This is a genomic window from Flexivirga sp. G2 (genome assembly GCF_055397625.1).
In genome coordinates this window covers 3,678,118-3,702,901 of the sequence record NZ_AP039675.1, presented here as the reverse complement: position 1 = coordinate 3,702,901, position 24,784 = coordinate 3,678,118, and the positions used below count along the sequence as shown (strand labels likewise).

Genomic DNA, 24,784 nt, shown 5'->3' with positions numbered 1-24,784 from the left:
GCACCGCCAACCCAGAAAGAGGAGACCCATGTCCACTTCCGTCAGCAATGAGCCCACCCGCGCGCAGAGCGACACCCCTGAATCGGGTGCCGTCCCGCTTCGCAACCTGTATGCCGTCCGATTCGGTTTCGCGATCCTCTGGGCGGTGCTGTTCGCGGTCACCGCGTCGACGATCAACCCGGCGAGCAGCGTTCTGCTGCTTGTCTATCCGCTCGTCGACCTGGTCGCGGCCGTCGTCGATCTTCGTGCGTCGGCCGACCCGGGGCGTCGTGCGCCGTTGGGTCTCAACATGGCACTCAGCGCGGCTGCCGCGATCGGGGTGGCCGTGGCCGTGACGTCCGGCGTTCCCGCCGTCCTGCGTGTCTGGGGTGCGTGGGCGATCGCCGCCGGCATCGTGCAACTGGTCGTCGCGATCGGCCGGCGACGGATGGGCGGTCAGGTGGCGATGATGCTCAGCGGCGGCATCTCCGTCGTCGCCGGTGCCGGGTTCGTCGCGGGTGCCGGCGCGGCCGACCCGTCCCTCAGGAACCTCGCCGGGTACGCGACCCTCGGTGGGATCTTCTTCCTGGTGTCGGCGATCCGACTGCACCGTCATACCCGACGGGCGAAGTGATCAGACCCAGCTCGGCAGCCACATGCGCCACTGCCAGTGGCTGTACGGAATGACCTGACCGGTCCAGATCGGCCAGAAGAAGATGAACAGCCCGACGGTCAGGATGGTGAACCCGCCCACTGCGGCCTTGCCGATCATCACGCGTTGCTCACTGGCACCGGGCCGGGCGAGCAGTAGGCCGAGGACGAACACACACGCCAGCACCATGTATGGCGCGAACGCGACCGAATAGAACGTGAAGATCGTGCGGTCCTGGTAGAGGAACCACGGCAGCCAGCCGGCCGCGACGCCGACCAGGATGCCGCCGGCCCGCCAGTCGCGACGCAGCAACCAGTAGAAGACGAGCACGACGAGGGCGATGGTGCCGAGCCACCAGATGCTGACCGTGCCGAGTGAGGTGATCGCCTTGCTGCACTGTGCGACGTCGCAGCCCGGGTCGCCCTTCTTCGGTCCTTCGTAGAAGAACGACGTGGGCCGGGTCTGCAGCGACCAGGACCAGGGGTTGGACATGTAGGGATGGAACGACGTGATGTCCGAGGCCGACGTGAACATCTGCGAGTTGTATTCCCACAGCGAGCGCAGCCAGTCCGGCATCCAGGCGAAGAGTGAACTGTCCGGCGAGAAGCCGGAGTTCTGGTTCGCGGGGTTGGTGGCGGCCCACTGCCGGTCGTAGGCGTCGTCGCTGGCGATCCAGCCGAACCAGCTGGCCAGGTAGACCGCGATCGAGACCAGCAGCACGCTGACGCAGGCGGGCAGCGCGTCCTTCAGGAAGGTCGCCGACCAGTAGCGACGTACGCCGACCGCTCGGCGCGCGCCGAGATCCCAGAAGCAGGTCATCAGGCCGAAGGCCGCCAGGAAGTACAGCCCCGACCACTTGGTGCCGATGTCGATGCCGATGCACACTCCGGCCACCCAGCGCCACGGGCGCCAGCCCAGCCACGGGCCGGCCAGGGACGACTTCTCCCAGGTGCCGGCGACCTGCATCGCCGCGACCTTGTCGGCGAGGATCCGGCGGGTGCGGGTCCGGTCGGCAAGGAGCGCCGTGAACGCCGCCAGTGCCCAGAACATGACCATGATGTCGAGGATCGAGGTCCGCGACATGACGAACTCGGTGCCCTCGAAGCACAACAGGATCGAGGCGAGCGTCGCGAGGACCGGCGACCGGAAGAGATGCCAGGCGGCCCGGCCGACCAGGTAGATGCCGAGGGTGCCGAAGAAGGCGACCGCGAACCGCCAGCCGAACGACGAGTCGATGCCGAACAGCTTCTCGCCGATCCCGATGAACCACTTGCCGAGCGGCGGATGCACCACGAAGTCGGGGTTGGACCCGAACACGTGCGGGTCGCCCATGGTGAACAACCCGTCCGGGTTGTTGGTGATGCCGGTCGACTTGTCCTGCTTGTGCTCGAAGCCGTAGAGGAACATCGACCAGCCCTCTTTGACGTAATAGGTCTCGTCAAAGATCAGCTGGTGCGGACGGCCGACGTTCCAGAAGCGCAGCACGCCACCGATGACGGTGACGATCGCCGGCCCGAGGAAGGCCCAGAGCTTCGCCTCGGCCGTGCGCGGCGCGCCGAGCAGACGTCGGCGCAGGACGGCCCTGCGGTCGGATACGGGATCGCCGGCGGTGGCGTCGTCGGTCTCCCGTGCCAACGTGACCGTCACGCGAAGTCCCCTTTCCGTCGGCCGCGGGGTCACAGTAACCGAGGAAGCTACGCATCGGGGTATCGATGGGGGTATGCCGCCGCGCGTGCCAGACTGCGGACCATGGCTGAGGCGCAGATTGGCGGAGTGCTGGTGCTGGCTGCGACGCCGATCGGAGACCCGCGGGACGCCGCGCCGCGGCTGGCGACCGAGCTCGCCGGGGCCGACGTGATCGCCGCCGAGGACACCCGCCGGCTGCGTCGCCTGCTGGACGAGCTCGAGGTCACGCCGCGGGGCCGGATCACCAGCTACCACGAGCACAACGAACGGTCCCGCACCCCGGAGCTGCTCGAGCAGCTCCGCGGTGGCGCTCGCGTCGTGCTGGTCACCGACGCCGGTATGCCGTCCGTGTCCGACCCTGGCTATCGGCTGTCCAACGCCTGCGTCGAGGAGGGCGTTCGGGTGACCTGCGTGCCCGGTCCGTCCGCGGTGCTGATGGCGCTCGCGGTGTCCGGCCTGCCGAGCGACCGGTTCTGCTTCGAGGGCTTCCTGCCGCGCAAGGCCGGGGAGCGGGCCCGACGGCTGGCCGACCTGGCGACCGAGCACCGCACGATGGTCTTCTTCGAGGCGCCGCACCGGCTCGCCGAGATGCTGGCGGCGATGGCCGAGGCGTTCGGGGACGACCGGGTCGCGGCGGTGTGCCGCGAACTCACCAAGACCTATGAGGAGGTCCGGCGCGACGGGCTGGCCGCGCTCGCGCAGTGGGCCGTCGAAGGCGCCCGCGGCGAGATCACCGTGGTGGTCAGTGGTGCACCCGCCGTCACGACCTCGATCGAGGACGTGCTGCCCGCCATACAGCAGCGGGTTGCGGGCGGTGAGCGGCTCAAGACGGTGTGCGCCGAGATCGCCGAGCAGACCGGACTGTCCAAGAAGGCTCTGTATGACGCAGCAGTCGTTGCGCGTTGACCCCATGACGGACACGGCTGACGCTCGCCGACCCGCATGGACGCTGGGGGCTATCTCCGGACTCGTCGCGACCGTGTTCTTCGCGGTGCTGGCGCTGGGACGGTGGAACGCCGGGAACAGCGCGAACTACGACCTGGGGATCTTCGCGCAGGGCGCCGACGCCTGGTCGCGGGGGCATTGGCCGGTGTCGCACATCCGCAACCTGTCCCTGCTCGGTGACCACTTCAGTCCGCTGCTCGCGACCTGGGGCGTGATCTGGCGGATCTGGCCGACGCCGCCCGCCCTGCTGATCACCCAGTCGGTGCTGCTCGGCGCCGCACTCGGCGTGATGGTCGGCTACGCACGTCGTCGGGCCGGCTGGCGGATCGCGGTCCTGGTAGCCGTCGTCGGGATCTTCTCGCGGGCCGTCCTGACGACCGCGATGTTCGACGTGCACGAGGTCGCGTATGCCGTAATCGGCTTGGTAGTGCTGTGTATTGCGCTGTTGCAGCACCGGTTCGGCTGGGCGGTTGCCGCGTCGGTCTGGCTGGTGCTCACCAAGGAGGATCTCGGGCTGACGGTCTTCGCCGCCGGCTTCTGCTGGTGGTGGATGTATCGCGGTGACGGATGGCGCCGTCCGCTGATCCTGGCCGGGATCGGCGTCGCGGGTGTGATCACGGCGATGCTGGTGATCGGTGCGTTCGCGCCCGGCAGCGGCACCGGCTACCTGGCCTACTTCGGCATCGGCAACAGCAACAAGCTGCCGGTCCCGGAGGACCACAGCCTCAGCCCGCAGCGCCTGTTGCCGGTGCTGATGTATGTCGTGCTGGCGCTCGTCATCGGTGTCCGCTCGAAGCTGACCGTGCTCGCCATGCCGACACTGCTGTGGCGGGCGGTGTCCTCGAACATCCACTACTGGGCGCTGGACTTCCACTACGACGTCATCCTCTGGCCGATCGGCCTGCTGGCCTTCGTCGACGTCGTCTCACAACGCGGGTTGAGTAGGGCGAGGAACGAGCCCGTATCGAAACCAGCGTTGCAGCTCTGGGAGAAGGCAGCGGTCGGCGTCGCGATCCTCGCCGGTTTCGGCCTGGCCGTCTCCGAGATGGCCGACCGATCGGTCGCACCGGGCTCGCTCTTCCGCACCGCTCCCGTCGTCACGAACATCCGCTCGCTCGCAGCGGATCACCTGCCCAAGGACGCGCGGGTCGCAACCCAGGCCGACGTCGGGGCCTACCTCGTCCCGGCATACGACGCGTATTCACTGCGTCCCGATCAGCACCCCTCGGTCGACTACGTGATGTTCACCAGCAAGCCCAAATGGACCTACCAGGTGCCGGTCTGTGCCCGCGAGAAGCTCGTCAACGACGCCGCGCAGGTATGGCGCCGCGGCACCGTCACGCTCGTGCAGCTCCCGCATCGGCAGCGCGTGACGCCCACCTGTTGACGAATGCATCCCATTATGGGATTCACTGAGGTATGCTGACTCGTATGAGCGAGCGACAAAACGGGCGCAGGGCGAATGTCGAGGCCCGAGGGACGAGGGGGCGCGCATGAGCACGCAGATCGCAGTCCGTCTTCCGGACGACATGGTTGCCTTCCTGGACCAAAGCGTGGCCGACGGCAGGGCGCCGAGCCGAGCTGCACTCGTCGCGTCGGCAGTGGAACGCGAGATGCGCCGACTGGTCGCTGAGCAGGACGCCCGAATACTTCGCGCTCAGGGCACGGCGGACGACCTCGACGACCTTGTCGAGTGGGCTCACGGGAACGTCGTAGTTGAGGACTGATCGGGTGCGAGAGATCTGCCTGGTCCGACTCGACAAGACACGGCCGGCGCTGGTGCTGACGCGGGAGGCTGCTCGAGGTGCGATGACCAAGGTGACGGTTGCCCCAATAACCAGCACTGTCAAGGGATTGTCGAGCGAGGTTCCGGTGGGAACCGACAACGGGCTGGACCACCAGTGCGCGGTGGCCATCGACAACGTCGTGACCGTTGGCGTGAGTGCACTCGGCCGCACAATTGGGTACCTCAGCGCCGATCAGGAGGCGCAGCTGGCCCGCGCCGTCGTACTGGCCTATGACCTGGACGTAGCCCTACTCGACTAGCCCGATTTCACGCGCGGCAGTTACTTCTGGCCGCACAACGGATCCCACGGCAGCCGGATCGAGGCGTCGGTCGCGTCGCCCGGTTTGTAGCAGACCCAGGCGACCTTGCCCTGCGTCGAAAAGGCCTGGGCATCAACGGGTTTCGTGAGGTCGTGGGACTTCCCGTCGACGGAGTAGCGCACGGTCAGCTCCGCCCGACCGGACTGCGCCGGCGCTTCCGACACGACGGTGGCGGGCGCCATACCCGGACGGGCCGGGCCGGCCGCCTGACGGCTCTGCCACCACTGGACGACCAGCAGGACCCCGGCGATCAGCACCACCACCGCGATCACCTTCTCCCACCAGGTGCCGAGGAACGGCGGCCGATCAGGTCGCGTGCTCGGCATCCCGCCTCCTTCGTGCAAACCTGCGCATCCGGCGGGCATACTTCCACAGCACCCAACCGAGTGCGACAAGGGCCACGATCACCAGGATCGGCACGAAGATCGCGATGAGGGAGAGGCCGAGCGACGAGGCGTCCTCGGCGGTGGACACGATGGGCGCACCGAAGCCGGCGGAGCCGAGGTTGATCGCCGGTCGCGCGCTGGCCTTGCCGACGTGGACGACTCCGGCGACGACCAGTCCGCCGACGAAGGCGATCCATTCGTGGTCCTGCAGGAACGACGAATGGTCCAGCGCACTGGCCGATTGTGTTGCGGCTGCGATGATTCCGCCGGTCGCCGGGCGTATGACGGTGCCCGCTACATCGTTGATGCTGTCGACGACAGGGATCTTGTCCAGCACCAGTTCGCTGATCAGCAGCAGCGTGCCGATGCCCAACGCCCACCACGACTCGATCCACTGCCAGCCACCGGGCAGGTTGATGACGTCGGTGAACCGTGCGAGCAGCCCGACCATCAGGAACGGTATGTAGGCGTTCAGTCCTGCGGCAGCGGACAACCCGGCACCGGTGAGCACAGCGAACATCTCAGACCTCCGCGACCTTCGATCGACCTGCGCAGGATCGTTGCAGTCGGTCGGGCCGCTGGCAACGACCGACGGGCGGCAACTGCCGCGACGGCGCCATACCCGCTCACTTAGGCTTGTCGACCATGAAGGTTCTGTCTGCTGTCGCGTGGCCCTACACGAACGGGCCACGTCATATTGGCCATGTCGCCGGTTTCGGCGTCCCTGCAGATGTTTTCAGCCGCTACATGCGTATGGCGGGCCACGACGTGCTGATGGTCAGCGGCACCGACGAGCACGGCACTCCGATCCTGGTCCTCGCGGACAAGGAGGGCGTCGGCGTGCAGGAGATCGTCGACAAGTACAACGCCGTCATCGCGCAGGACCTCACCGACCTGGGTCTGTCCTACGACCTGTTCACCCGCACCACGACCCGCAACCACTACCAGGTCGTGCAGAACCTCTTCACCCAGATCCGCGCCAACGGTTACATGCTCGAGCAGACGACCACGACGGCGATCAGCCCGTCGACCGGCCGCACGCTGCCCGACCGTTACCTCGAAGGCACCTGTCCGATCTGCGGTTTCCCGGAGGCTCGCGGCGACCAGTGCGACAACTGCGGCAACCAACTGGACCCGTCCGATCTGATCAACCCGCACTCCAAGACCAACGGCGAGGTACCGGAGTTCATCGAGACCCAGCACTTCTTCCTCGACCTGCCCGCGCTTGCCGATGCGCTGCAGCGTTGGCTGGACGAGGTCGACTCGGCGGGCACCTGGCGGCCCGGCGTCATCAACTTCGCCAAGGGTCTGGCGAAGGACATGCACCCCCGGGCGATGACCCGTGACATCGACTGGGGCATTCCGATCCCGGTCGACGGCTGGGACACCAAGCGCTTCTACGTGTGGTTCGACGCGGTCATCGGCTACCTGTCCGCGGCGATCGAGTGGGCCCGCCGGCAGGGCGACCCCGAGCGCTGGCGCGAGTGGTGGAACGACCCGGCCGCGCAGTCCTACTACTTCCAGGGCAAGGACAACATCACCTTCCACGCCCAGATCTGGCCGGCCGAGTTGCTCGGCTACATGGGCAAGGGTGACAAGGGCGGCGAGCCGGGGGAGTACGGCGAGCTGAACCTGCCGACCGAGGTCGTCGCGTCGGGCTTCCTCAACCTGTCCGGCTCGCAGTTCTCCACGTCACGCGGCAACGTGATCTACGTCCAGGACATGATCGCCCGGTATGGCGCGGACGCGCTGCGCTACTTCATCTGCGCGGCCGGTCCGGAGACCCAGGACAGCGACTTCACCTGGACCGAGTTCGTGACCCGCAACAACAACGAGCTCGTCGCCGGCTGGGGCAACCTGGTCAACCGCACCGCGTCGATGATCGCCAAGAACTTCGGCGAGGTGCCGGCGCCGGCCGCGCTCGAGCCGATCGACGAGGAACTGCTCGCGGCGATCCGGGGTGGTTTCGAGACCATCGGCGGCATGCTCGAGGCGCAACGCCAGAAGGCGGCGATCGCCGAGGTCATGCGCCTGGTGCGAATGGCGAACAAGTACGTCACCGACACCGAGCCGTTCCGACTCAAGGGCGACGACCAACGGGAGCGTCTCGCGACCGTGCTGCACACCCTCGCGCAGTCGATCTCCGACCTCAACACGATGCTGGCGCCGTTCCTGCCGCACAGCTCCAACAAGGTCGCCGAAACCTTCGGTGCGACAGGCGAATTCATGCCGATGCCGCACCTGGAGCAGGTGCGCGACCTGGACGACGACAGCCGCGCCTATCCGATCATCACCGGCGAATACTCCGACACGCCGCGGTGGGAGTCCCGCCCGGTGCAGGTCGGTGCGCCCGTGGCGAAGCCGACGCCGATCTTCGCCAAACTGGACGAGATCGACCCGGCGGACCCGTTCGCCCGATGAGCGGGACAGGCGTACCCGAGTCTCCCCAGGGGAAGGTTGTGTTCGCCCGATGAGCAAGGGACACCAGCGCAGCGAAGTCACCGGACCACCGCCGGCTCCCGCGCCGTTGCCGATCCCGGTGGTGGACAACCACACCCATCTGGACATCTCGCGCGACGAGAACGACCCGCCCGCAGTGGAATCCGTCCTCTCCACGGCCACCGCCGTCGGCGTCGATCGGCTCGTGCAGATCGGTTGTGACCTCGACGGTGCTCGCTTCACGGTCGAGCAGATCGACAGGCATCCGCAGATGCTCGGCGGCGTCGCCATCCACCCGAACGAAGCCGCCAAGCTCGCGGACGCGGGTGAACTGGACGCGGCTTGGGCGGAGATCGAGCAACTCGCAGCTCATCCGCGCGTGCGGGTCATCGGCGAGACCGGCCTGGACTACTTCCGGACCGGACCGGAAGGTGTTGCTGCACAACAGGATTCGTTTCGCTGGCACATCGATCTCGCCAAGCGCACCGGGAAGGCACTGCAGATCCACGACCGCGATGCGCACGAGGATGTGATGCGTATCCTCGACGACGAGGGGGCGCCGAAAAGCACTGTCATGCATTGCTTTTCGGGTGACATCAACCTCGCTCGCCAGTGCGTGGACCTCGGCTACTACCTGTCGTTCTCCGGCACGGTGACTTTCAAGAACGCCCGCGAGCTGCGGAATGCCCTCGCGATCGTGCCGTTGGACCGGCTGCTCGTGGAGACCGATGCGCCATACCTGACGCCGTCGCCGCACCGTGGGGCGACCAATTCGTCATACCTGATCCCGCTCACGGTACGGGCGATGGCGGACGTCCTCGCCGTGGATGTGCCGACGCTCTGCCGGGCCCTGTCGGACAACAGCGAGCAGGTCTACGGCACCTGGTCTGTATGACGCATCCGTAACTGTTCTGTGTCTGATGAACTGCGTGTACGCGATCCGCGTCACATGCAAGTGTGACGCGCCTATCGTTACCAAAATTTGACCTTCGGGTTACCAGTGCGTCACGGTAGTTGAGTTCAACCGGAGAGTCGGCATCCCCGACCGAGGCTGCGCGAGACGCAGCCGGGTGAGCCAGGCAACAGCCGCTCACCCCGCACACACCAGCGATTTCCCTTATCTGCTGATGACGTGCGCCTCGCCGCTCGACGGGACATCACGACATCGGAGCACTTTTGACTTACCGCTTGACCAAGACCGCTGCCATCGCAGCAACCACCGTCGCCGCCGGCCTGGGCATCACCGCGTGCGGTGGCGGCTCCTCGACCGGCGCCAACAGCGCCGCGATCACCGCCGCCACTTCGAGCGCGACCCCGTCGACCTCGCACAGCACCACCCCGACCGAGAAGGCGACCAAGAAGGCCACTGCCCGCGCCACCGACAAGAAGGTGTCGCGTGACCAGGCCCGCCCGGCCGTCACCACCCGTACGGTGACCACCGCCGAGACCGTCGCGTTCACCACGGTTCGCAAGTTCGACTCGACGCTCGCCGCGGGCAAGACCCGGGTGCAGCGCAACGGCGTCGCCGGCACGGCGACCGCCACCTGGCGCCAGCAACTGACCGGCAAGGTCATCGCCCGCACCACCCTCCTCAAGCGCCAGGTGACCAAGCAGCCGGTCAGCCGCGTGCTCGTCGTCGGCACCAAGAAGGCCGCGCCGGCTCCGGTCAGCAGCCCGAAGCCGGTCAACACCGGCGGCCTGGACCTGTCCCGCGCCGCGATGTGGGACCGCATCGCGCAGTGCGAGTCGACCGGCAACTGGCACATCAACACCGGCAACGGCTACTTCGGCGGCCTGCAGTTCGACAGCGGCACCTGGCTGGGTGCCGGCGGCGGCAAGTTCGCGGCGCGCGCCGACCTGGCGACCCGAGAGCAGCAGATCACCATCGCCAACCACGTCTACGCCTCCCGCGGCCTCAGCCCGTGGCAGTGCGGTTGGGCCGCCTGACCAGGCGTTTCCCCGAACACACCGAAAGGCCCGTGTCGTCCACGACGACGCGGGCCTTCCGTGTGCCCCGTGAATGGGTAGCGTTCCTCGGGTGGGCGGTCCTGTGCTTTCGGCGCGATCGACGTATGACGCCATCGTGCTGGTCGGCGGTGCCGGTTCCCGGCTCGGTGGCATCGACAAGGCGGCGGTGCAGCTCGCCGGCTGCTCATTGGTCTCCCGGCCGTTGGAGGCGGTGCGGGACGCGCGGACGCTGGTCGTCGTCGGCCGGACCTCGGCGGAGCTGCCCGGGCACGCGCTCCGGGTTGTCGAGGATCCGCCGGGCTCCGGACCGGCTGCCGCGGCCGTCGCCGGCCTGCGCGCGATCGCGCGGCCGGCGGACTGGACCTACCTGATCGCCTGCGACCTGCCGGGTGCGGTGGGCGCCATACAGCTGCTGGGTGCGGCCGACGTCGGCGATGCCGACGGGGTCGTGCTGACCGATCCGACCGGGCGGCGGCAGTGGCTGCTCGGACGATATCGGTCGACCGCGGTCCACGCCGCTGCCGACGAGTTGGGCGACCCAGCCGATCGGTCGATGCGTGCGCTCCTCGCCGGTCTGCAGCTCGCGGAGATCCCCGCGGACGAGGTATGGCGGGACGTCGACACCTGGACGGATCACGAGCAGTGGGCCCGGAGGCTCGGGGCACGCCGGGCCGTGCCACCCGAATCGTGAACCGCCCCCCCCGCGATGTCCACGGGATGAGCGATGCATCACGAAACGTTGTTGAAGTAAAAACACTGCGTTATGTTCAAGCCAGGTGACGAGAGGCAGCGTCAAGCCCTGGCTTGCTGTCCGGCAACCCTCCAGCCGCGGTGGGGTGCTCCAGGTGACCACCCGATGGGCGCCCGGTCGGTCCGGCGCTCATAAGCGCGCCGAGCAGCGAGGATGTGTCATGTCCGTTCCAGCCCGATCCGGTTCCCAGGCGGTCGAAAGGGCTCTGCTCGTCCTGAACTGCTTCGAGGGCGATCGTGCGCTGGGTCTTTCTGATCTGGCCGCCGAGTCGGGTCTGCCGATGAGCACCACACACCGCATCCTGCAGGCCCTGTGCCGCAGTGGATACCTGGTCCGGCGGGCTGAGGTCTACCGGGTCGGCCCGCGGGTGCCGGCCCTTCTGCCGACTGCCGATCTGGCGGTCGACGAGGTGGTTCCGCACCTCTATGCGCTGGCGGCGGCCATCGGTTTCGCGGTGAATCTCGGTGTCCAGGGCCAGTCGGCCGTGTCGCGCCTCGTCTCGGCGCGACCGCCCGTGGGGTACTGCGCATCGCAGCTGCCCGCGAGGTGGGAGCCGATGCACGCAACGGCGATGGGCAAGGTGCTGTTGGCGTTCTCGCCGGACGGTTCGGCGGCCGCGGTGCGAGCGCTGGGGGAGCTCGAGTCGTTCACCGATCGAACCCTTACCTCGTATGCCGGTCTGCTCGCGCAGCTCATCGAGGTACGTCGTCGCGGATTCGCGATCGCGGACCAGGAGCGGACGGACGGTGTGCGCGAGTTGGCGGTGCCGGTCGTCGGCGACGCCGGAGTGGTTGCCGCCCTCGGTGTCCAGGCGCGTGTCGACCGCCTGACCGGCGACCGGGTGCGGCGGATCCTGCCGGCCCTGCATCGTGCGGCGGCCGAGACCGGCCGCCGCATCCAGGTCCTGGATCGGGTCGGCTGAACCGTTTCCACCATGTGGCAACGGCTTTGGCGTCCGCCATACATAACCATAAGTTACTGAATCAGTTAGCAAACGTTCTGTAACGGTCGTGCGACCCAGCCGCACCCGATACCGCCGCGCCCGTCATCCCCGAACCCGAGGAGTTGTGCCGTGACCCGCAAGCCCGATCGACAGTTGCGTCTGAATGCCTTCCTGCACGACACCGGTCACCACGAGGCGTCCTGGCGACACCCCGACAGTCCGCTCGACCGGATCGACGACATCGCGTTCTACCAGGACATCGCGCGGCGAGCGGAGCAGGCGAAGCTCGACGCGGTCTTCCTCGCCGATGGCCCGGCCTGGTACGGCACCGGACACCGACCGAGCACTCAGTTCGAACCGATCACCCTGCTGACCGCGATCGCGACGGTGACCGAGCGGATCGGGCTGATCTCGACCGCGTCGACCACGTTCTACGAGCCGTACAACCTGGCGCGGCTGTTCGCGAGCCTCGACCGGATCTCGGGAGGACGTGCCGGCTGGAACATCGTCACGACGTTCAGTCAGGACGCCGCACTCAACTTCGGGCTCGACGGTGTGCCCAGCAACGAGGAGCGCTACGGCCGCGCGCAGGAGTTCATCGACGTCGTCACCAAGCTCTGGGACAGCTGGGAGGACAGTGCTGTCGTCGCCGACCGGGCCTCGGGTGACTATCTGGACACCGCGAAGGTGCACCGGATCGATCACACCGGCACGCATCTGAAGGTCAAGGGGCCGTTCAACGCCCCGCGCTCGCCACAAGGCCGGCCGGTCTACGTGCAAGCCGGCTCGTCGAACGAAGGACGCGCCTTCGCCGCGCGCAACGCCGAGGCCATCTTCACCGCACATCAGACTCTGGCGGACGCCCAGGCGTTCTACGGTGACATCAAGGCGACCGCCCGGTCCTTCGGCCGCGTTGCGGATGACGTGCTCGTGCTCCCAGGCATCAGCCCGTTCATCGCGGACACCGCGCAGGAGGCGAAGGAACTCTACGAGTACTTCAACAGCCTGACGGTCCCTGCGTTCGGACTGACCCAGCTGGAGAAATTCACCGGCGTCTCACTGCGGCATCTCGACCTCGGGGAACGAGTGCCACGAGAACTGTTCGGCAGCGCCGGGAACGTGCTCGACAACAGTCGCAGTCGCAAGCAGGTCGTCGCAGGCATCGTCGAACGAGACCGCCCGACAGTCCGGGAGCTCTTGCACCGGCTGGCCGGCGGACGCGGCCACAACGTCGTGCACGGCACGCCCGTCCAGGTCGCCGACACCATCCAGGAGTGGTTCGAGAACGGTGCCGCCGACGGCTTCAACGTGATGCCGCCGCTGTACCCCCAGCTGTTCGACGCCTTCACCTCCCAGGTCGTGCCGATCCTGCAGGACCGGGGTCTGTTCCGCACCGACTACTCCGGCTCCACCTTGCGTGAGCACTACGGACTCGCCCGGCCGGAGAGCCTCTACAGCGGGACTCCCGCTGCAGCCGCCGGCGCGTGACCGGCTGCCGAATCCCCAACGATGCGAAGGAAACTCCCATGAACGGACTCTCCGCGACAAGCCCTGACCGCCGGCCGCGCCGCGCACTGCGCGCTCGTGCAGCACTCGCTGCCCTCGCCGTCGGTGCCTCCGCAGCGGTGACCGGCTGCTCCGCGTCGGCAGCCGCCACCGACGACGGCGTCGTCACCCTGCGCTACCAGGGCTGGAACGATCAGGTGACCCTGCCCGAACTCGCCGAGGCACTCGGCTACTTCGACGGCAAGGTGAAACTCGACTGGGTCGGCAACACGATCAGCGGCCCGCAGGACATCCAGTCCGCAGCGACCGGGCAGACCGACTTCGGCGGTGCTTTCGGCGGCGCCGTGGAGAAACTCGTCAGCTCGGGTGCGCCGATCAAGGCGGTCATCAACTACTACGGCGGGGACAAGCAGTCCTTCACCGGTTACTACGTGCTCAACGGCAGCCCGCTGACGAGCGCGAAGCAGTTGATCGGCAAGAAGGTCGGCGTGAACACCCTCGGTGGGCAGAACGAGGCCGACATCTTCAACGAGCTCCGCAAGTCCGGCCTGTCCGCGGACCAGGTCAAGAAGGTCGAGCTCGTGCCGCTGCCACCGCCCAACATCGAGAACGCCCTGCGGCACCATCAGGTCGACGTCGCTGCGTTGTCCGGGCAGTTCCAGCAGTTGGCCGTCAAGCACGGCGGCATACATGCGCTGTTCACCGAACTCGACGAGTACGGCCCGTTCCACGGCGGGCAGTACGTCTTCCGGAACGACTTCATCGCGAAGCACCCGGATGCGGTGCGCGCGTTCACCACCGGGGTCGCCAAGGCGATCGCCTGGGAGAACACGACGCCCCGCGCGAAGGTGCTGGCCGAGTTCACCAAGATCATCGACGCCCGCAAACGCACCAATGAGGACACGACCAGCATCAAGTACTGGCTCAGTTCCGGGATCCCGTCGCAGCACGGCGTGATCTCCGACAAGGACTTCGCACACTGGAAGGACTGGCTGCTCTCGACGGGATCGGTGAAGACCGTCCCGGCCTCCTCGAAGCTCTACACCAACCGGTTCAACGCCTACGCCTCGACGGGGCGGTGACCGAGATGAGCAGCGCCATCGGCATCGACCACGTCACGCAGACGTTCCCGGACCGCAGCACGGGCGGGGAGTTCGTCGCTCTGGACGACGTGACGCTCGACATACCGGCCGGACAGTCCCTGACCCTGGTCGGACCCAGCGGGTGCGGAAAGTCCACCCTGCTGGATCTGGTCGCCGGATTGACCCGGCCCACTCACGGCGAGGTGACGGTCGGCGGCCGCACCGTCGACGGGCCGGGGCTGGACCGCGGCGTGGTCTTCCAGCAGTACGCGCTCTTCCCGTGGCGGACGGCGCAGTCGAACATCGAGTTCGGCTTGGAGGAGAAGCGGATCCCGCGCAAGGAACGGGCCGAGCGTGCCCGCGAAATGCTGGAGCTGGTGGGGCTATCCGCCTTCGCCGACCGCTATCCACGTGAGTTGTCCGGTGGCATGAAACAGCGGGTTGCCATCGCCCGCAGCCTCGCCTACGAGCCCGCCGTGCTGCTGATGGACGAGCCGTATGCCGCCCTGGACGCCCAGACCCGGGAGGCGCTGCAGGACGACCTGCTCGACATCTGGCGACGCACCGGGACGACCATCCTGTTCATCACCCACGCCATCGACGAGGCCGTCTATCTCGGCCAACGCGTGGCGGTCATGACCGCACGACCGGGACGGATCAAGCAGATCGTCGATATCCAGAGTGATGTCGAGAGTGATGTCGAAAGTGACATCGGGAGTGGCCGGCGCGGTTCGGCCGGTGACCGTCGCTCCACCCCCGAGTTCGTCGAGCAGCGGCACCGGATCTGGCAACTGCTGCAGGACGAGGTCACCCACAGCCACCGCACCGTCGTCAGCACGGGAGGGCGGTCATGAGTCAGACCATCACGCCGATCGACCGGACGCTGCGGCAGGACCGCGACGTGGTGGCGTCGGACGTCACCGCAGCGCCCCGGAAGCGTCGCAGTCGTCCGGCGGCGCGACTCGGCCGCCTAGCCGGGAAGGTCGTCACGCACAGCATCGCCATCGTCGCGTTCCTCGTGCTGTGGCAGATCGCCCCGAAGCTCGGCTGGGTGGAGGAGGCATTCCTTCCACCGTTCACGACCGTGGTCGACGCCCTCGTGGAGTTGATCAGGTCCGGCGTGCTCTGGACCGACATCTCGGCGAGCCTGCACCGCTCGCTCGCCGGGTTCGCGATCGCGATCGCCCTCGGCATACCGCTCGGTCTGCTGATCGCGTGGTACCGGACGTTGTCGGAGGTCCTCAATCCGCTGCTGACGATCTTTCTGAATACCGCTGCGGTTGCTCTGATTCCGGTCTTCACCCTGATCCTGGGAATCGGCGACTTCTCGAAGATCATGATCATCGCCTACGCCTGCTTCTGGACGATCCTCTACAACACCATCAGCGGCGCCCGAGACGTCGACCCGTTGCTGATCAGATCGGCCCGGTCACTGGGGCTGTCGAGCCGCAAACTCTTCGTGAAGGTGATCCTGCCGGCGGCGGCGCCGGCCATCTTCACCGGTGTCCGGCTCGCCGGGGCCGTGTCGATGCTCGTTCTCGTCACGAGCGAATTCGTCGGTGCCAAGGCCGGACTCGGCTATCTGATCATCGCCTCGCAGAACAACTTCCAGATCCCTCAGATGTATGCCGGCATCGTCACGATCTCGGTGATCGGACTCGCCTTCAACTATCTGCTCGTCCTCGTGGAGCGCCGCTTCTCGCGCTGGCGGGGCTGACCGAAGTACGCGAAACCCATTGCACCACAACGGAAAGGAACCGTCATGACCACCCAGCTCGACACACTCACGACCGACACCATCGCCACCCAGGACGCGCCGCAGCCAGGCTACGACGCGATCACCGTGCGGAAGGTCGGTGCGCACATCGGTGCCCAGATCGGTGGGGTGCGGATCGGCGGCGACGTGCCGGCTGCCCAGGTAGCTGAGATCAAGACGGCGCTCGCCGCGCATCAGGTGATCTTCTTCCGCGACCAGCAGCACGCCGACGACGCGGACCAACGTGCCTTCGCTGCCCTGCTCGGCACGCTCACCAAACCGCATCCCACCGTCGCGGGCGACGGCGACGCCGTGCTGCCGATCGATTCCGATCACAGCAAGGCCAACAGTTGGCACACCGACGTGACCTTCGTCGATCGCATCCCATCGGCGTCGTTGCTGCGTGCGGTCGAGCTTCCGCCATACGGCGGAACGACCGTGTGGGCGAACACCACCCGGGCCTACGCCCAGCTCCACCCGGCGCTGCAAGCGCTCGCCGACCGGCTCTGGGCGGTTCACACCAACCTCTACGACTACGCCGCCGAGCACGACGAGAAACGGATCGGCGGGATCGACGTTAAGGAGACGGCATACCGCGAGGAGTTCCGGCAGTTGGAGTTCGAGACCGAGCACCCCGTTGTACGCATCCACCCGGTCACCGGGGAGCGCACCCTGCTCCTCGGGCACTTCGTCCGACACTTCGTCGGCCTGTCGAGCAATGACTCACAAGATCTCTTCCGGCTGTTCCAGCGGCAGGTGACCCGCCTGGACAACACGGTGCGCTGGAGCTGGCGACCGGGTGACCTGGCCATCTGGGACAACCAGGCGACCCAGCACTACGCCGTCGACGATTACGACGAGCGCGAGCATCGCCGACTGCACCGCATCACCCTGGCCGGAGAGGTGCCGGTCAGCATCGACGGCGTCGCGAGTTCGGTGCGCAAGGGCGACGCGAGTCACTACTCGTCCGTCGCCACGCTCGGCTGAACCGCCCGCGCCGGTGCGGCCGCTCGCCCGGGAGCGGCTAGTGTCGGGCGCGTGACCGACGACTCCGACGCAGCGACCCTGCTGACCGCGCCCCGGGTGCGTGAGCTGGCCGAGCGGCTGGAGTTGCGACCGACCAAGCAGTGGGGTCAGAACTTCGTCATCGACCCCAACACGGTCCGCAAGATCGTGCGCCTGGCCGGTGTCGGCCCGGACGAGAGCGTGGTCGAGGTCGGTCCGGGCCTCGGCTCGCTCACCCTGCCGTTGCTCGAAGCAGCGGCGCACGTCACCGCCGTGGAGATCGACCCTCGGCTCGCGACCCAACTGCCGCTGACCGTCGGCGATCTCGCCCCGCACCTGGCGGATCGGCTACGGGTCGTCCAGCACGACGCCATGACCGTGACCGAGTTGCCCGACCCGCAACCGGTGGCGCTCGTCGCCAACCTGCCCTACAACGTGGCGGTGCCGGTGGTGCTCTCCTTCCTGGAGCGGTTCCCGAGCCTGCGCCGGGTGCTGGTGATGGTGCAGCTGGAGGTCGCCGAGCGACTCGCCGCAACTCCGGGCAACAAGGTCTACGGCGTCCCGAGTGTGAAGGCCGGCTGGTATGCCGATGTGCGCCTGGCGGATCGCGTCGGGCGCAACGTCTTCTGGCCGGCGCCCAATGTCGACTCCGGCCTGGTGTCGATGACTCACCGCGAACCGCCCACGACGACGGCCGCGCGCGCCGACGTCTTCGCGTGTGTGGACGCGGCATTCGCCGCGCGGCGCAAGACGCTGCGGGCGGCGCTCGCGGGCTGGGCCGGAACACCGGTCGAGGCGGAGCGGATGCTGCGGGCCGCGGGGATCGACCCGTCGCTGCGCGGTGAACGTCTCACGATCGGGCAGTTCGCGGCCATCGCCGAGCAGCGAATAGGGTGACGGCATGGAAGTGACGTCCGCCGCTCCGGTCACCGTCCGGGTGCCCGCCAAGGTCAATCTCGAGCTGCGCATCGGACCCCTCGAGGACGACGGATATCACTCTCTGTCAACGGTTTTCCACGCGGTGGACCTGGTCGATCAGGTGACGGTGCGACCGTCGAAGACTTGGTCGGTCACCACGACCGGCATGGGTGCCGGCGTCGTGCCGGACGACGAGAACAATCTCGCGATGCGGGCCGCCCGGCTGATCGCCCGGCGCATCGGCACCGACGAGCAGGTGGCCATCGAGGTCGCCAAGAACATCCCGGTCGCGGGAGGTATGGCGGGCGGCTCCGCCGACGCCGCTGCCGCGCTCGTCGCGGTCGACGCGCTCTGGGAGACCGGCTTCAGTCCCCGCGAATTGCAGGAAATGGCAGCCGAATTGGGCAGCGATGTCCCGTTCGCGCTCGAAGGCGGCACCGCGATCGGTTCGCGACGCGGGGAGCATCTCGTGCCCGTGCTGAGCCGAGGCACCTTCGAGTGGGTCTTCGCGCTGCACCACGAGGGTCTGTCGACACCCGCGGTCTACGCCGAGTGCGATCGGCTGCGCGGCGACCGGTTGGTGCCCGAACCCACACCGAACGCCGACCTGATGGCGGCGCTGCGGGCCGGTGACGTCGATGCACTCGCCGACAACCTGCACAACGACCTGCAGGAAGCAGCGTGCTCGCTCATGCCGCGCCTCACCGACACCATGACGACCGGGCTCGACAACGGTGCACTGGCCGCGATCGTGTCCGGCTCGGGCCCGACCGTCGCCTTCCTGTGCGCCGACCGCAACTCCGCGCTCGACCTGATGGTCGGGTTGACCGCGAGCACCATCTGCGACGAGGTCGTCAGCGCCACCGGCCCCGTGCACGGCGCCCACGTGGTGCACGACGTGCGATCCCGCTGACGTCCCGCCATACCCGATCGATAGTGACCTGATGCCCAATCTCATTGCCGCGGAGAGCATTTCGCTCGCCCTCGGCACCAACCAAGTGCTCGACGGCGTCTCGCTCGGCGTGGGCACCGGCGACCGGATCGGTGTCGTCGGACGCAACGGCGGCGGCAAGTCGACGTTGCTGCGGGTGCTCGCCGGCAGGCAGCCGCTGGACGCCGGACGCGTCACCAACGTCGGCGGTCTCACCCTGGGCATGCTCAGCCAGGACGACCAGCTGGACCCGGAGTCGACGGTGCGTGACGCGGTGCTCGGCGACCGCGCGGAGCACGAGTGGGCGGGCGACCCGCGCGTGCGGGACATCCTCGGCGGCCTGCTCGGTGGTGTCGGTTTCACCGCCATCGGCGGACCGGATGCCGTCGTCGGCACCAAGTCCGGTGGTGAGCGGCGCCGGATCGCGTTGGCGAAGCTGCTGATCGACGACCCGGACCTGCTCTTCCTGGACGAGCCGACCAACCATCTCGATGTCGAGGGCGTGCAGTGGCTCGCCGATCACCTGGTGCAGCGTCGGGCGCGGCCCGACAACGCGTTCGTCACCATCACCCACGACCGGTGGTTCCTGGATGCCGTGGCCGATCGCACCTGGGAGGTCATCGACGGCCGCGTCGAGCAGTATGACGGTGGGTATGCCGCCTACGTGCTGGCCAAGAACGAGCGCGCCCGCATCGCCGCCGCGACCGAGGACCGGCGGCAGAACCTGCTGCGCAAGGAACTCGCCTGGTTGCGGCGTGGCCCGCCGGCCCGCACCTCCAAACCGCGCTTCCGGATCGATGCGGCGAACGAACTCATCAAGAACGAGCCCGAGGCCCGCGACGAGGTGGAGCTGGTCCGCTTCGCCACGACCCGGCTCGGCAAGGACGTCATCGACCTGATCGACGCGTCGGTCGAGTTGGGTGACCGGAAGCTGCTGGACAAACAGACCTGGCGCCTGGCGCCGGGGGAGCGCACCGGCATCGTCGGGGTGAACGGCGCGGGGAAGTCGACCGTGCTCCGCGTGCTCGAGGGCAGCCGTCCGCTGGACGCGGGCAAGCGCAAGCAGGGTCGGACCGTCGAGTTGGCGTTCCTCACCCAGGAGGTGCGGGAGCTCGACAAGTACGACGGGCTTCGGGTCATCGACGCCATCACCGAGGTCAAGAGCTTCATCATGCTCGGCGGCAAGGAGGTGTCGGCGTCGTCGCTGGCCAAGCGGCTCGGCTTCTCCGGGCCGCGACAGCAGACGCGCGTCGGTGACCTGTCCGGTGGCGAGCGGCGCCGGCTGCAGATCCTGCGGTTGCTGATGACCGAGCCCAACGTGCTGCTGCTCGACGAGCCGACGAACGACCTCGACATCGAGACGCTGACCTCGCTCGAGGACGTGCTCGACGGATGGGCCGGGACGCTCGTCGTGGTCTCGCACGACCGGTATCTCCTGGAGCGGATGTGCGACCGGCAGATCGCTCTGCTGGGTGACGGCAAGCTGCGCGAGCTTCCCGGTGGCGTCGAGCAGTACCTCGAATTGCATGCTGCCGCAAAGGAATCCGCTGCTACCGCCGCGAGGCGGTCCGCCCCTGCACCGTCCGCGGGCGCGGATGACGGCGCCGCGGCGGGGGCGTCATACAGCGCGGCAGAGCTGCGCGAGGCGCGCAAGGAGATGGGCCGCATCGAGCGAAGCCTGAGCAAGCTGGCCACGCAGGAGGAGAAGCTGCACGCGGCGCTGGTCGAGGCGGCGACCGATCCGGCGCGGGCCACCGAGCTGGACCGTCAGTTGCGCGCCATACATGCCGAGCGTGAGGGGCTCGAGGAACGCTGGATGGAGCTCGGCGACATCGTCGAATGACGGCTCCCTCGGCGAGTGACGGCGTGATCCGACCGTCAGTCGCCGAGGAAGCCGTCACTCGGGAGGGGTTGTGAGGGTCTGCGTGCCGACGACGTTGAGCAGTCGCAACTTCTCGTCGTCCTCGGTGTGCGGCTCGGCGGTCAGCACGAGCAGGGCCTGGGACTGGTCCTCGGTGAAGAGCACCTGACAGTCGAGCTCGATCGGTCCGATCTCGGGGTGGATGAGGACCTTGTGGTCGGCGAACCGCCGTGCGACCTCGTGCTCGTCCCAGAGCGCGACGAACTCCGGACTGAGGCTGCGCAGCTCGTCGACGAGCCGGCCGGCGCGCGACCGACTTCCCATGGTGCTCAACGCCATTCGCAGATTGGCAACTTGCGCCCGGCTCTGCCGGTCGCGATCCTCCTCGGGGTATCGACGACGCTCGCTCTCCGGGTGCACGAACCAGCGGTAGATCTCGCTGCGCTCCCAGCCGGTGCGGGACGAGGCGTCGCCGAAGAGTGCACGGGCGGGATCGTTCTGCGCGAGCGTCTCGGCCAACTCGTTGAGGATCAGGGCGGGTGTGTCGGACAGCCGGCCGAGCACCCGCAGCAGCGCCGGTGCGACATGCTCACTGGGGACGGACCGGTCGGGCGGGTTGTGACCGGAGACCCGGAAGAGGTAGTCCCGTTCATCCGCGGTCAGTCGCAGGGCGCGCGCCAGCGAGGCCAGCAACTGGGTACTCGGCTGTGGTCCACGACGCTGCTCCAGCCGGGTGTAGTAGTCGGCGGACATGGTCGCGAGCAGTGCGACCTCCTCGCGGCGCAGCCCGGGTGTGCGACGTCGCACACCCGCAGGCAACCCGACGTCCTCGGGCTGCAACTCCCGCCTCCGGCGGGTGAGGAAATCGGCCAGCGCTTCGCGCTCCATCCGTCGATTATCGGCGGTGCCGGCTGCTCGAGGCAGGGATCGCCGATCCCCCGATGAGTGCTCTCTGGAGGGCGTCGCGCGCGGTGGCTTGACTCGAAGCATGGACATCAACGGACACACCATCTTCATCCCGGGCGCGACGAGCGGCATCGGCCTCGCGCTGGCACTGGCGCTGCAGGCGAAGGGCAACACTGTCATCGTCGGCGGACGACGGACCGAGCTGCTGCAACAGATCGCCGCCGAACATCCGGGCGTCGGCACCGTCCGGATCGACACCACCGACCCGCAGAGCATCTCGGCCACCGCCGGCACGGTCCTCGAGAAATGGCCCGAACTCGACGTACTCATCCCGATGGCCGGCATCATGCGGACCGAGGACTGGACGCATGGCGGGTTCGCCGTCGGCGCCGCGCAGGTGGTCGAAACCAATCTGCTGGGGCCGATCCGGTTGATCGACGCCTTCATCGACCACCTGCGGTCACGGCCGAGCGCCACCATCATGACCGTCTCGTCCGGGCTCGCGTTCGCGCCGCTGAAGGTGACACCGACCTACAACGCGACCAAGGCCGCCATACACCTGCTGAGTGAGTCGATCCGGCTGCAGTTGGCCGGCACCGGTGTCGAGGTGATCGAGTTGGAGCCGCCGTCGGTCGCGACCGACCTGATGCCGGGGCAACGCGACAGCGCCTTCGCGATGCCACTGGACGACTTCATCGCCGAGGTCGTCGAGATCATCGAGACGCAGCCCGCGGTGCGTGAGATTCAGGTCGAGAACGTCAAATTCCTGCGGTATGGCGAGGCGCGTGGCGATTACGACAAGGTCGTCGCGGTGCTGAACGAGAACGATCCGCACTGAGCGCTGAAAGGCGTCGCTCAGTGAGCGCGCCGATTGGTTGTCGACCGACAGAAAGTGGAGCCGGTGGCACGTGATGCCACCGGCTCCAGCCATCTCGCCAGAGATGTGGATGATGCTTTTCAGTTGGGCGGGATCAGTTCTTGACCCACAACTGGGCCAGGCTCGGCATGCTGATGATCGGGTTCAACTCGACGTTGCCGACGTTCTTACCGAACGTGGCGGTGTTCATCGAGTAGTAGTCCGGCAATCCCGGCACGTACTTCGTCATGATCTCCTGGTCCAGCTTCGCCCACTCGGGCGCCGCCTTCGCGGGGTCCATGGCACCGATCTTGTCCATCTCCGCATTGACCGATGCGTTCTTGAACTGCCCGACCGTCGTTCCGTCCGGGATGCCCTCACCGCTGAACAGCACCGGGTAGACCGAGTCACCGGTCGGCCAGTCGTAGCACCAGCCCGGCGTGCCGTTCAGCAGGTTGACCGGCGCGTTCGGGTCGGCGATCTTCTTGGTCATCTCGGCGCCCGGGGTCGGGATGTCCTTGACCTTGAAGCCTGCCTTCTCCAGACCCGATTTGCGGGCCGTGTTCGCCGCGACGGCCTGCGGGTTGTCGCTGGTGTAGTAGTACGAGAGTGTGAAGCCGACCTTGTTCGCCTTCTGCAGGATCGCCTTGGCCTTCGCCGGGTCGCCGTTGCCCTGCCCGGTCGCGTAGGGCAGCGGCGGGTACTTCTTGTATCCCTGCAGGCTCGGCGCCGCGTAGGTGGTGGCCGGCTGCAGGTTCAGGCGAGAGGTTCCGCCGGCCTTGCGGATCTGGTTCCACGGGTAGGCGTACCCGATCGCCTTGCGGATGTTCAACGGGATCTTGTCGACGTTCATGTTGACGTAGAACTCACATGACGACGGTCCGATCGCGAACTGGTTCTTCTGTGCACCGGTCACCTTCGACTCCAGTGAGGAGTCGATCGGGTCGATGCTCACCGTGTTGGTGCCGACTCCGCTGTTCGCGAGGATCCGCTGTTGGGAGGCCAACGGAGTGACGGTCAGGTTGATCTGCACCTTGTCCGGGTAGGCGTTGCGCACCGGGTCTGACTTGGGGTCCCAGTTGGTGTTGCGCGACAACACCAGCTTGGAGCCGATGTTGTAGGTGTCGACCTTGTACGGACCGGTGGTCAGCGGGTGCTTCTGGTAGTCGGTCTTGGTGTCCTTGGCCTTCGGCACCGGGGTGAACTCCGGGAACGAGGCGAAGTAGTTGAACGACGGCAGCTTCTTCACCAGGTGGAAGACCAACGTGTCGGTGCCCTTGGTGGTGACGCCACCGAACTTGGCGTTCGGCTGCTTGTAGGGACCCTTGTAGGTCTTGCCATCAACGAGGTACTGGCGCTGGTAGTCGGTGCCGTTGAGCGCGACGCTCTCCTTGGCGAAGGATCGCTCGATGCCGTAGACGAAGTCCTGGATCTTGACCGGGGAACCGTCGGAGTACTTCAGGCCCGGCTTGATCTTGAACGTCCAGGTGAGGCCGTCGGCCGAGGGGGTGCCGACGTTGGTCGCCATGTCCGGCACGAGGACCGGCTTGCCCTTGACGATCTTGTACTGCGTCAGGGTGCGGTAGAGGTACTGCGACGCGAACGCGTTGGAATCGATGTAGTAGATGCCGGCCGGGTCCATGGTGGGCGGGTTCGAGTGATCATCGATGTAGATCGTGCCGCCCTTCTTGGCACCCTTCACCGCCGGAGCCGGACCCTTCAGGTTCGGGTTCGTCGCCGCGACGGCGGCGTCGGTCTGCTGGGCCGCGGCGGTGTTCTCGCCGTTGCCACTCGTACCACTGCTCGACGGGCCACCGCTGCTGCACGCGGCCAAGGTGACCGCAGTCGCTCCGGCGGCGCTCAGCGCGACCAGTTTCGTCAATCGCATTGTTCTGATTTCCCTTCCATGTCCCGGAATTCGTCCCGGGGTGCGTCATACATCGCTCGTTCTGGTGCCCGATGCATCCGTTGTCCACCCGCCCCGAGCTGGTGATCGCTGATGCGCCGTCAACGCCGATCGACCTGTCAATTGCCGAAGGGGACCATCACGATCGACTCCGCGCTCTTGATAGTGCTCGCGGCCAGTCCCCGGATCGGTCGGTTGAGTC

At 67.4% G+C, this 24,784-nt stretch carries 24 protein-coding genes and 1 riboswitch; of the genes, 19 read left to right on the top strand and 5 right to left on the bottom strand.

The genetic code is table 11. The annotated features are described in order from the left end of the window. The first annotated feature begins 28 nt into the window (after positions 1-28). On the top strand, positions 29-613 hold the full coding sequence (locus ACZ50J_RS17925) for a hypothetical protein (RefSeq protein WP_464298515.1): 585 nt from the start codon (positions 29-31) through the stop codon (positions 611-613). Here ACZ50J_RS17925 and ACZ50J_RS17920 read toward each other — a convergent pair whose 3' ends face one another. Continuing rightward, on the bottom strand, positions 614-2,278 hold the full coding sequence (locus tag ACZ50J_RS17920) for a dolichyl-phosphate-mannose--protein mannosyltransferase (RefSeq protein ID WP_464298514.1): 1,665 nt from the start codon (positions 2,276-2,278) through the stop codon (positions 614-616). It abuts the gene before it with no gap. A gap of 102 nt (positions 2,279-2,380) precedes the next feature. Here ACZ50J_RS17920 and rsmI point away from each other — a divergent pair, with 102 nt between their 5' ends. The 4 genes from rsmI to ACZ50J_RS17900 all read left to right on the top strand — a co-directional run bounded on the left by rsmI (position 2,381) and on the right by ACZ50J_RS17900 (position 5,308). Beyond that, on the top strand, positions 2,381-3,223 hold the full coding sequence (gene rsmI / locus ACZ50J_RS17915) for a 16S rRNA (cytidine(1402)-2'-O)-methyltransferase (protein ID WP_464298513.1): 843 nt from the start codon (positions 2,381-2,383) through the stop codon (positions 3,221-3,223). Continuing rightward, complete coding sequence (locus ACZ50J_RS17910) at positions 3,198-4,649, top strand: DUF2079 domain-containing protein (RefSeq protein WP_464298512.1); 1,452 nt, start codon at positions 3,198-3,200, stop codon at positions 4,647-4,649. The genes rsmI and ACZ50J_RS17910 overlap by 26 nt, the downstream gene beginning before the upstream one ends. Before the next feature lie 106 nt (positions 4,650-4,755). Then, positions 4,756-4,989: a YlcI/YnfO family protein gene (locus tag ACZ50J_RS17905; RefSeq protein WP_464298511.1), complete on the top strand. Its 234-nt coding sequence runs from the start codon at positions 4,756-4,758 to the stop codon at positions 4,987-4,989. A 4-nt stretch (positions 4,990-4,993) separates the two neighbouring features. Continuing rightward, on the top strand, positions 4,994-5,308 hold the full coding sequence (locus ACZ50J_RS17900) for a type II toxin-antitoxin system PemK/MazF family toxin (protein WP_464298510.1): 315 nt from the start codon (positions 4,994-4,996) through the stop codon (positions 5,306-5,308). 20 nt (positions 5,309-5,328) lie between these two features. On the opposite strand, the gene ACZ50J_RS17895 is transcribed toward ACZ50J_RS17900, so the two are convergent. Together ACZ50J_RS17895 and ACZ50J_RS17890 are read right to left on the bottom strand one after the other, a co-directional pair. Further along, positions 5,329-5,694, bottom strand: a complete 366-nt coding sequence (locus ACZ50J_RS17895; RefSeq protein ID WP_464298509.1) for a hypothetical protein — start codon at positions 5,692-5,694, stop codon at positions 5,329-5,331. Continuing rightward, positions 5,675-6,274 carry a DUF4126 domain-containing protein gene (locus ACZ50J_RS17890; protein WP_464298508.1) on the bottom strand — a complete coding sequence of 200 codons (600 nt, stop codon included), beginning with the start codon at positions 6,272-6,274 and terminating at the stop codon, positions 5,675-5,677. Before ACZ50J_RS17890 ends, ACZ50J_RS17895 begins: the two co-directional genes overlap by 20 nt. A 125-nt stretch (positions 6,275-6,399) precedes the next feature. Between ACZ50J_RS17890 and metG the strand changes: the two genes are divergently transcribed. The 13 genes from metG (at position 6,400) to ACZ50J_RS17825 (ending at position 20,896) form a co-directional block, all read left to right on the top strand. Then, the gene (gene metG, locus ACZ50J_RS17885; protein ID WP_464298507.1) at positions 6,400-8,175 is read left to right on the top strand and encodes a methionine--tRNA ligase; all 1,776 of its coding nucleotides are present in this window, start codon (positions 6,400-6,402) and stop codon (positions 8,173-8,175) included. Positions 8,176-8,224: 49 nt separating this feature from the next. Next, the gene (locus ACZ50J_RS17880) at positions 8,225-9,088 is read left to right on the top strand and encodes a TatD family hydrolase (RefSeq protein WP_464298506.1); all 864 of its coding nucleotides are present in this window, start codon (positions 8,225-8,227) and stop codon (positions 9,086-9,088) included. A gap of 293 nt (positions 9,089-9,381) precedes the next feature. Beyond that, the gene (locus ACZ50J_RS17875) at positions 9,382-10,140 is read left to right on the top strand and encodes a transglycosylase family protein (RefSeq protein WP_464298505.1); all 759 of its coding nucleotides are present in this window, start codon (positions 9,382-9,384) and stop codon (positions 10,138-10,140) included. A gap of 91 nt (positions 10,141-10,231) precedes the next feature. Next, the gene (gene mobA, locus ACZ50J_RS17870; protein ID WP_464298504.1) at positions 10,232-10,852 is read left to right on the top strand and encodes a molybdenum cofactor guanylyltransferase; all 621 of its coding nucleotides are present in this window, start codon (positions 10,232-10,234) and stop codon (positions 10,850-10,852) included. A gap of 84 nt (positions 10,853-10,936) precedes the next feature. Next, positions 10,937-11,056, top strand: a riboswitch (SAM riboswitch). 16 nt (positions 11,057-11,072) lie between these two features. Then, positions 11,073-11,834: an IclR family transcriptional regulator gene (locus tag ACZ50J_RS17865; protein WP_464298503.1), complete on the top strand. Its 762-nt coding sequence runs from the start codon at positions 11,073-11,075 to the stop codon at positions 11,832-11,834. A 150-nt stretch (positions 11,835-11,984) separates the two neighbouring features. After that, positions 11,985-13,343 (top strand): LLM class flavin-dependent oxidoreductase, encoded by a 1,359-nt coding sequence (locus tag ACZ50J_RS17860; protein ID WP_464298502.1) that lies wholly within the window; start codon positions 11,985-11,987, stop codon positions 13,341-13,343. A gap of 38 nt (positions 13,344-13,381) precedes the next feature. Further along, positions 13,382-14,443 (top strand): ABC transporter substrate-binding protein, encoded by a 1,062-nt coding sequence (locus ACZ50J_RS17855; protein WP_464298501.1) that lies wholly within the window; start codon positions 13,382-13,384, stop codon positions 14,441-14,443. A 5-nt stretch (positions 14,444-14,448) separates the two neighbouring features. Continuing rightward, positions 14,449-15,297: an ABC transporter ATP-binding protein gene (locus ACZ50J_RS17850; protein ID WP_464298500.1), complete on the top strand. Its 849-nt coding sequence runs from the start codon at positions 14,449-14,451 to the stop codon at positions 15,295-15,297. Next, on the top strand, positions 15,294-16,160 hold the full coding sequence (locus tag ACZ50J_RS17845) for an ABC transporter permease (RefSeq protein ID WP_464298499.1): 867 nt from the start codon (positions 15,294-15,296) through the stop codon (positions 16,158-16,160). The genes ACZ50J_RS17850 and ACZ50J_RS17845 overlap by 4 nt, the downstream gene beginning before the upstream one ends. Positions 16,161-16,205: 45 nt before the next feature. Then, on the top strand, positions 16,206-17,186 hold the full coding sequence (locus ACZ50J_RS17840; protein WP_464298498.1) for a TauD/TfdA dioxygenase family protein: 981 nt from the start codon (positions 16,206-16,208) through the stop codon (positions 17,184-17,186). A 51-nt stretch (positions 17,187-17,237) separates the two neighbouring features. Beyond that, positions 17,238-18,101: a 16S rRNA (adenine(1518)-N(6)/adenine(1519)-N(6))-dimethyltransferase RsmA gene (gene rsmA, locus ACZ50J_RS17835; protein WP_464298497.1), complete on the top strand. Its 864-nt coding sequence runs from the start codon at positions 17,238-17,240 to the stop codon at positions 18,099-18,101. A gap of 4 nt (positions 18,102-18,105) precedes the next feature. Then, entirely contained in the window at positions 18,106-19,035 is a 930-nt protein-coding gene (locus ACZ50J_RS17830) for a 4-(cytidine 5'-diphospho)-2-C-methyl-D-erythritol kinase (RefSeq protein WP_464298496.1), read from the top strand. Positions 19,036-19,066: 31 nt separating this feature from the next. Continuing rightward, positions 19,067-20,896, top strand: a complete 1,830-nt coding sequence (locus ACZ50J_RS17825) for an ABC-F family ATP-binding cassette domain-containing protein (RefSeq protein WP_464298495.1) — start codon at positions 19,067-19,069, stop codon at positions 20,894-20,896. Between the two features lie 54 nt (positions 20,897-20,950). On the opposite strand, the gene ACZ50J_RS17820 is transcribed toward ACZ50J_RS17825, so the two are convergent. Beyond that, complete coding sequence (locus tag ACZ50J_RS17820; protein WP_464298494.1) at positions 20,951-21,802, bottom strand: helix-turn-helix transcriptional regulator; 852 nt, start codon at positions 21,800-21,802, stop codon at positions 20,951-20,953. A 100-nt stretch (positions 21,803-21,902) separates the two neighbouring features. Here ACZ50J_RS17820 and ACZ50J_RS17815 point away from each other — a divergent pair, with 100 nt between their 5' ends. Beyond that, positions 21,903-22,658, top strand: coding sequence for an SDR family oxidoreductase (locus ACZ50J_RS17815; RefSeq protein ID WP_464298493.1), 756 nt, complete (start codon positions 21,903-21,905; stop codon positions 22,656-22,658). 133 nt (positions 22,659-22,791) lie between these two features. Here ACZ50J_RS17815 and ACZ50J_RS17810 read toward each other — a convergent pair whose 3' ends face one another. Continuing rightward, entirely contained in the window at positions 22,792-24,564 is a 1,773-nt protein-coding gene (locus tag ACZ50J_RS17810) for an ABC transporter substrate-binding protein (protein ID WP_464298492.1), read from the bottom strand. Between the last annotated feature and the right edge of the window lie 220 nt (positions 24,565-24,784).

Bases quoted from the DNA above. Each gene is read 5' to 3' on its own strand.
- ACZ50J_RS17925 (WP_464298515.1), top strand. From the start codon at position 29: ATGTCCACTTCCGTCAGCAATGAGCCCACCCGCGCGCAGAGCGACACC.
- ACZ50J_RS17880 (WP_464298506.1), top strand. From the start codon at position 8,225: ATGAGCAAGGGACACCAGCGCAGCGAAGTCACCGGACCACCGCCGGCT.
- ACZ50J_RS17840 (WP_464298498.1), top strand. From the start codon at position 16,206: ATGACCACCCAGCTCGACACACTCACGACCGACACCATCGCCACCCAG.
- ACZ50J_RS17895 (WP_464298509.1), bottom strand. From the start codon at position 5,694: ATGCCGAGCACGCGACCTGATCGGCCGCCGTTCCTCGGCACCTGGTGG.
- ACZ50J_RS17815 (WP_464298493.1), top strand. From the start codon at position 21,903: ATGGACATCAACGGACACACCATCTTCATCCCGGGCGCGACGAGCGGC.
- rsmI (WP_464298513.1), top strand. From the start codon at position 2,381: ATGGCTGAGGCGCAGATTGGCGGAGTGCTGGTGCTGGCTGCGACGCCG.
- ACZ50J_RS17820 (WP_464298494.1), bottom strand. From the start codon at position 21,802: ATGGAGCGCGAAGCGCTGGCCGATTTCCTCACCCGCCGGAGGCGGGAG.
- ACZ50J_RS17905 (WP_464298511.1), top strand. From the start codon at position 4,756: ATGAGCACGCAGATCGCAGTCCGTCTTCCGGACGACATGGTTGCCTTC.
- ACZ50J_RS17845 (WP_464298499.1), top strand. From the start codon at position 15,294: ATGAGTCAGACCATCACGCCGATCGACCGGACGCTGCGGCAGGACCGC.
- ACZ50J_RS17850 (WP_464298500.1), top strand. From the start codon at position 14,449: ATGAGCAGCGCCATCGGCATCGACCACGTCACGCAGACGTTCCCGGAC.
- ACZ50J_RS17810 (WP_464298492.1), bottom strand. From the start codon at position 24,564: ATGCGATTGACGAAACTGGTCGCGCTGAGCGCCGCCGGAGCGACTGCG.
- ACZ50J_RS17890 (WP_464298508.1), bottom strand. From the start codon at position 6,274: ATGTTCGCTGTGCTCACCGGTGCCGGGTTGTCCGCTGCCGCAGGACTG.
- ACZ50J_RS17825 (WP_464298495.1), top strand. From the start codon at position 19,067: ATGCCCAATCTCATTGCCGCGGAGAGCATTTCGCTCGCCCTCGGCACC.
- ACZ50J_RS17855 (WP_464298501.1), top strand. From the start codon at position 13,382: ATGAACGGACTCTCCGCGACAAGCCCTGACCGCCGGCCGCGCCGCGCA.
- ACZ50J_RS17830 (WP_464298496.1), top strand. From the start codon at position 18,106: ATGGAAGTGACGTCCGCCGCTCCGGTCACCGTCCGGGTGCCCGCCAAG.
- ACZ50J_RS17865 (WP_464298503.1), top strand. From the start codon at position 11,073: ATGTCCGTTCCAGCCCGATCCGGTTCCCAGGCGGTCGAAAGGGCTCTG.
- ACZ50J_RS17910 (WP_464298512.1), top strand. From the start codon at position 3,198: ATGACGCAGCAGTCGTTGCGCGTTGACCCCATGACGGACACGGCTGAC.
- metG (WP_464298507.1), top strand. From the start codon at position 6,400: ATGAAGGTTCTGTCTGCTGTCGCGTGGCCCTACACGAACGGGCCACGT.